Genomic DNA, 6,376 nt, shown 5'->3' on the forward strand with positions numbered 1-6,376 from the left:
TAATATCCGGCGTCGGGAGGATCGATATGGGAGAGGCGATTAATATCACAACCGAATATATAACACTCGGCCAGTTCCTCAAAGAAGCTGGAATCATCGATACAGGTGGTATGGCAAAGTGGTTTCTCTCTGAATTCGCTGTAGAAGTGAATGGAGAAGAAGAAGCCCGCAGGGGAAGAAAGCTGTATCCAGGGGACGTAGTGGAAGTCGAAGAAAACGGAAGCTTCACTATCGGTACCGGCGAAGGATGAGCACAGGCCTGTGTATGTAAAAAACATTCGGCTCAAGCAGTATCGCAACTACGGTGATATTGCCTTGCAAATAGAGAACACTGTAAACGTTATTGTCGGGGAAAATGCCCAGGGAAAAACAAACCTGATGGAAGCTATTCATATGCTTGCTTTTGCGAAATCCCACCGGACTTCCAAAGACAAGGAATTGATTGGCTGGAACCACGAATTTGCCCGTATCGAAGCTTCGGTAGAGCGGGAGCAGCGTCATGTTGATCTCGAAGTTATTCTTTCGGCTAAAGGAAAAAAAGTAAAAAAGAATGGCATCGAGCAAAAAAAGCTGAGCGAATATATAGGCGCATGCAACGTCGTCATGTTTGCCCCGGAGGATTTAAACCTTGTAAAAGGCGGGCCGAATATGAGGCGGCGTTTTATTGATATGGAGATTGGCCAGATCAGTCCGGTGTATCTTCACGATCTTTCCAAATACCAGCGCATTCTAAAGCAGCGCAACCAGCTGCTGAAGGGTATGTTCCCCGTACCCAGCCGGGAGCAGGAATTAACACTTGAGGTCATCGATGAACAATACATCGAAGCAGCCGTGAAAGTAATCCAGCGGCGTTACGGATTTTTGCAGCAGCTTGAAGGATGGGCCTCAGAGATTCATACACGGATCACACAGGGTCGGGAACAGCTTGAGCTGCAGTATGACCCTTCCGCAAACATTCACGCGGAAATGGAAGCCTCAGCACTCGCTGAACAGCTACGGGCAGAGCTTGAGCGCCGCAGGGAAAATGAAATCCGCCGTGGACTGTCGCTGGCAGGACCGCACCGGGATGAAATGAAGCTTCTGGTTAACGAACGGGACGTACAGACATACGGGTCCCAGGGCCAGCAGCGAACAGCTGCCCTATCGTTAAAAATGGCAGAGATAGAGCTGATCCGCGCTTATGTGGGAGAGTATCCGATCCTGCTGCTTGATGACGTACTCTCTGAACTCGATCAGCATCGGCAGTCTCATTTACTTGACGCGATCCAGGGAAAAGTACAGACCTTTGTTACAACGACAAGCATTGAAAGCATCAAGCACGAGACAATCGAGCGGGCAACCGTATTTACTGCCCGCCAGGGACAATTGGAAAAACAGTAGGTGGTGAATCACATTGTTTATACATTTAGGCGACGGCACCGTAATACGTTCAAAAGATGTCATTGCGATTTTAGACAGCAACAGTCAGGACTCTTCAAGTATCACAAGACAGTTCCTGCAGGCAGTCGAAAATGACGATAAAGAGCAAATTGCAGATTCCGAAGCAAAGTCCGTCGTGGTTACGAAAGAGAAGGTTTATTTCTCTCCTATTTCTTCGTTAACGCTGAAACGCAGATCGCAGATTATTTCAGAATATGATGAATATCATGAAGAAATACAGTCAGCTAAAGAGGACTGAGCTTATAAAGACATGAAAACGACAGCATGTATTTACGGACTACACGCGAGATTTGATCCCGCAGGAAGCGAAGGTGAACAGATTGTCGATGAATCAAAATTCATATGATGAAAGTCAAATCCAGGTACTTGAAGGACTCGAAGCAGTCCGGAAGCGCCCAGGCATGTATATCGGCTCTACAACGTCCAGAGGACTTCACCATTTAGTGTGGGAGATTGTTGATAACAGCATTGATGAAGCCATGGGCGGCTATTGCGACCAAATATATATTACGATCGAAAAAGACAACAGCATCACCGTAGAAGACAACGGCCGTGGTGTTCCTGTCGGCATGCACGAAAAAATGGGCAGGCCGGCAGTGGAAGTTATTATGACCGTACTGCACGCCGGCGGTAAATTTGGCGGCGGCGGCTATAAGGTTTCCGGCGGTCTTCACGGTGTTGGGGCGAGCGTGGTGAACGCTCTTTCCGAAACGCTTGATATCGAAGTACACAGGGAAGGCGAAATTTATCAGCAGGCTTACCGCCGCGGTATCCCGCAGCACGACCTTGAAAAGGTCGGCAAGACAGACAAAAGGGGCACAAAGATCCGTTTCAAACCGGATTCGGATATCTTTGAAGAAACGACCGAGTTTGAATTTGAAACGCTCACCACCCGTGTACGGGAACTCGCGTTTCTCAACCGGGGCCTCCATATTACATGTACGGATAAACGCACGGAAGAAGAGCAGGTGCAGTCCTACCATTACGAAGGCGGTATTGCTTCGTTTGTGGAATACCTGAACCGTCAGAAGGACACTCTTCACAAAGAGCCGATTTTTCTTGAAGCGAACCGCAACGATATTCAGGTGGAAGTGGCGATGCAGTATAACAACGGATATACGAGCAATGTGTATTCGTTTGCGAATAATATTAATACCCATGAAGGCGGAACCCACGAGTCCGGATTCCGGACGGCACTGACGAGAGTTATTAACGACTATGCCCGTAAAAACAGCCTGTTCAAGGAAAACGACCCGAACTTAATCGGAGACGATGTGCGTGAAGGACTGGTCGCGATTGTCAGCGTGAAAATTCCGGATCCGCAGTTTGAAGGACAGACAAAAACAAAGTTAGGGAACGGGGAAGCCCGTACCATTACAGATTCATTATTCTCGGAGCATTTTTCGAGGTTTATGAGCGAAAATCCGGACACGGCGAGGACGATCGTAGAAAAAGGGCTTATGGCCTCAAGAGCCCGGGACGCTGCGAAAAAAGCACGGGAATTAACCCGTCGTAAAAGTGCCCTCGAAGTCAGTTCCCTTCCGGGAAAGCTGGCCGACTGCACCTCGAAGGATGCGGCGAGCAGTGAAGTATATATCGTCGAGGGCGATTCTGCCGGCGGTTCAGCCAAACAGGGAAGGGACCGGCATTTCCAGGCTATTCTGCCGCTGCGCGGAAAAATTCTGAACGTGGAAAAAGCACGTTTGGATAAGATTCTTGCCAACAATGAAATCAGAACCATTATTACAGCTCTCGGAACGGGAATCGGCAACGAATTTGATATCGAAAAGGCCCGCTATCACCGGATTATTATTATGACGGATGCCGATGTGGATGGAGCCCATATCCGGACACTTCTGCTAACCTTCTTTTATCGTTATATGCGGCCGCTGCTTGAAAGAGGATATATTTATATTGCCCAGCCACCTCTGTACAAGGTCCAGCAGGGCAAATACGTGCGCTACCTCTTTTTCGAACGTGAGCTTCAGCCTGCCCTGGCCGAGCTCCCGGCGCAGCCAAAACCGAATCTTCAGCGCTATAAAGGGCTCGGGGAAATGAATCCGACCCAGCTTTGGGAAACGACCATGGATCCGGATTCAAGAACGACGATGCAGGTTACACTTGAAGATGCAATGGTAGCCGATGAAGTGTTTGAAACACTGATGGGTGATCACGTCGAGCCGCGTCGTGACTTTATCCAGGAAAACGCGCATTACGTACAGAACCTCGACGTGTAAGAGCCGGCATTAAGGTGAAACAAAGAAACCCCCGCGGAAGATTAAAGCGGGGGTTTCTATCGAATATAGCAGAAACAGGCACTCAAGCCTGCTGGAATAGAAAGTAGGAGGTTACTGCAATGGCAGAAAACGAATCCAGAGTCACGGAGATTGGTATTGGCGAGGAGATGCGCACCTCATTTTTAGATTACGCGATGAGTGTTATCGTCAGCCGGGCCCTCCCGGACGTTCGTGACGGAATGAAGCCGGTGCACCGGCGTATTTTATTTGCAATGAGTGAGCTCGGCATGACGCCTGAAAAGCCGTTCCGGAAGTCCGCCCGTATCGTTGGGGACGTTATCGGTAAATACCACCCGCACGGCGACTCCGCGGTTTATGAAACAATGGTGCGCATGGCACAGGATTTCAGCTACCGCCATCCAATCGTTAACGGGCACGGAAACTTCGGTTCCGTGGACGGGGACGGAGCAGCGGCGATGCGTTATACCGAAGCAAAAATGTCTAAAATATCGCTTGAAATGGTCCGCGATATTAACAAAGACACAATTGATTATCAGGAAAACTATGACGGTAACGAGCGGGAGCCTGTAGTTCTGCCGGCGCGTTTCCCGAACCTGCTGGTTAACGGTACGTCCGGAATTGCGGTGGGTATGGCTACCAATATCCCGCCGCACCGTCTTGAAGAAGTTATTGACGGGGTACTCGCCCTGAGTGAAGATCCTGATATTACGGTAGAAGAGCTGATGGAATATATCCCTGGTCCGGATTTCCCAACAGCTGCTTCCATTCTAGGCCGCTCGGGTATCCGCAAGGCTTACCAGACAGGCAAAGGATCAATTATTATCCGTTCGCACGCCTACATTGAAGAAGATAAAAAAGGCAAGGAAACAATCATCGTAGATGAGCTGCCATACCAGGTGAATAAAGCCCGGCTGGTGGAGCGTATTGCAGAGCTGGTTCGCGATAAAAAAATCGACGGTATTACTGATCTTCGCGACGAATCAGACCGTAATGGCATGCGGGTCGTTGTGGAAGTACGAAGAGATGCCAACGCCAACGTTATTTTAAATAACCTATACAAGCAAACGGCGCTGCAGACGAGCTTTGGTATTAACATGCTGGCTCTTGTGAACGGCCAGCCGAAGGTGCTTAACCTCAAAGAATGTCTGTATCACTATCTCGAGCATCAAAAAGTAGTTATCAAGCGACGGACTGCTTTTGAACTTCGAAAAGCAGAGGCCCGTGCCCACATTGTTGAAGGTCTGCGGGTGGCGCTTGACCATCTGGATGCGGTGATTGAGCTGATCCGGGGATCGGAAACAACGGAGATCGCAAGAAATGGTCTGATGGACAACTATGATTTGAGTGAAGATCAGGCACAGGCTATTCTTGATATGCGACTGCAGCGTTTAACCGGCCTTGAAAGAGACAAAATTGAACAGGAGTACCGGGAGCTGATGGAGCGCATCCGGGAGCTGAAAGAAATTTTGGCTAACGAAGAGCGGGTGCTCGAAATTATCCGGGAAGAGCTTACCGAAGTGAAGGAGAAATTCGGTGACGACCGTCGGACACGTCTGGAAGCCGGAGAGAATTCCATCGAAGATGAAGACCTTATTCCGCGGCAGGACGTAGTAGTCACTATTTCGCACCAGGGCTACATTAAACGTATGCCGATTGATACGTACAGGAGCCAGCGCCGCGGTGGACGGGGCGTACAGGGAATGGGGACGAATGAGGATGACTTTGTAGAGCATCTGCTGACGACCAATTCCCACCAGACGATTCTTTTCTTTACCAACAAAGGGAAAGTATATCGTTTGAAAGCTTATGAAATTCCTGAATTAAGCCGTACGGCTAAAGGGATTCCGTTAATTAATTTGCTTCAGATCGATAAAGGTGAATATATCAGCACGGTAATTCCGATCGAGGAATTTTCAGAAAACGCCTATCTATTCTTCCTGACGAAAAAAGGAATTTCGAAAAGAACTGTGCTGTCGGCCTTTTCAAACATCCGCAAGGGCGGCCTGTTCGCTATTAACGTCCGGGAGGACGATGAGCTTCACGGCGTGCGTCTCACCTCCGGCGACGATTCCTTAATTATCGGCACAAAGCAGGGAATGTCCATTCACTTTGATGAAGAGGACGTGCGCTCGATGGGGCGGACGGCTTCCGGAGTTAAAGCCATTTCCCTTCGCGAAGATGACGAAGTAGTAGGTATGGATATTTCAGTAGAGAATGAAATGATACTAATGGTAACAAACAAAGGATACGGGAAGCTTACCTCAATTGAAGAATTCAGTAAGCAGAACCGGGGCGGCAAAGGGTTAAAAGCGATTAAACTGACAAGCCGCACAGGGGAACTCGCAGCGATGCGTTCGGTGCCATTGGACATCGACCTGATGGTGATGACCATTCAGGGAGTGGTGATCCGTATGCAGGTAGGCGATGTTTCGAGACTCGGGCGGTACGCCCAGGGTGTACGTCTCATCCGTCTTGATAAAGGCGAGGCTGTTTCTACAGTGGCGCCCGTAATTGAACATGAAGCCATCGAAGAAGAAAACGTTCCAGCAGAATCAGAGGAAGAATAGTTTGAAGCCCAGCCGTATTTTAAACGGCTGGGCTTTCAGATTGTTGAGAAACAAAATAAAAGCGTCATGTTTGTTCGTGGATCGTTCGATCCACGTTCTTTTTTGGCTGGT

At 49.0% G+C, this 6,376-nt stretch carries 5 protein-coding genes; all 5 read left to right on the top strand.

The window, feature by feature from the left end; all coding sequences use genetic code 11:
- The first annotated feature begins 26 nt into the window (after window positions 1-26).
- The 5 genes from yaaA (at window position 27) to gyrA (ending at window position 6,265) form a co-directional block, all read left to right on the top strand.
- Window positions 27-251, top strand: coding sequence for a S4 domain-containing protein YaaA (yaaA, locus tag ACTRXH_RS14400; RefSeq protein ID WP_022792944.1), 225 nt, complete (start codon window positions 27-29; stop codon window positions 249-251).
- Window positions 252-261: 10 nt separating this feature from the next.
- A complete protein-coding gene (gene recF, locus ACTRXH_RS14405; RefSeq protein ID WP_474261226.1) occupies window positions 262-1,380 on the top strand; it encodes a DNA replication/repair protein RecF in 1,119 nt (372 codons plus the stop codon).
- A gap of 13 nt (window positions 1,381-1,393) precedes the next feature.
- A complete protein-coding gene (gene remB, locus ACTRXH_RS14410; RefSeq protein WP_022792942.1) occupies window positions 1,394-1,678 on the top strand; it encodes an extracellular matrix regulator RemB in 285 nt (94 codons plus the stop codon).
- Between the two features lie 82 nt (window positions 1,679-1,760).
- Window positions 1,761-3,677, top strand: coding sequence for a DNA topoisomerase (ATP-hydrolyzing) subunit B (gyrB, locus tag ACTRXH_RS14415; protein ID WP_474261392.1), 1,917 nt, complete (start codon window positions 1,761-1,763; stop codon window positions 3,675-3,677).
- Between the two features lie 119 nt (window positions 3,678-3,796).
- On the top strand, window positions 3,797-6,265 hold the full coding sequence (gene gyrA / locus ACTRXH_RS14420; RefSeq protein WP_474261225.1) for a DNA gyrase subunit A: 2,469 nt from the start codon (window positions 3,797-3,799) through the stop codon (window positions 6,263-6,265).
- Window positions 6,266-6,376: the final 111 nt, after the last annotated feature.

This window comes from Marinococcus sp. LNHM5E3-2.1 (genome assembly GCF_056034365.1).

Excerpts from the sequence above, each read along its gene's own strand:
- yaaA (WP_022792944.1), top strand. The coding sequence starts at position 27 with ATGGGAGAGGCGATTAATATCACAACCGAATATATAACACTCGGCCAG.
- gyrA (WP_474261225.1), top strand. The coding sequence starts at position 3,797 with ATGGCAGAAAACGAATCCAGAGTCACGGAGATTGGTATTGGCGAGGAG.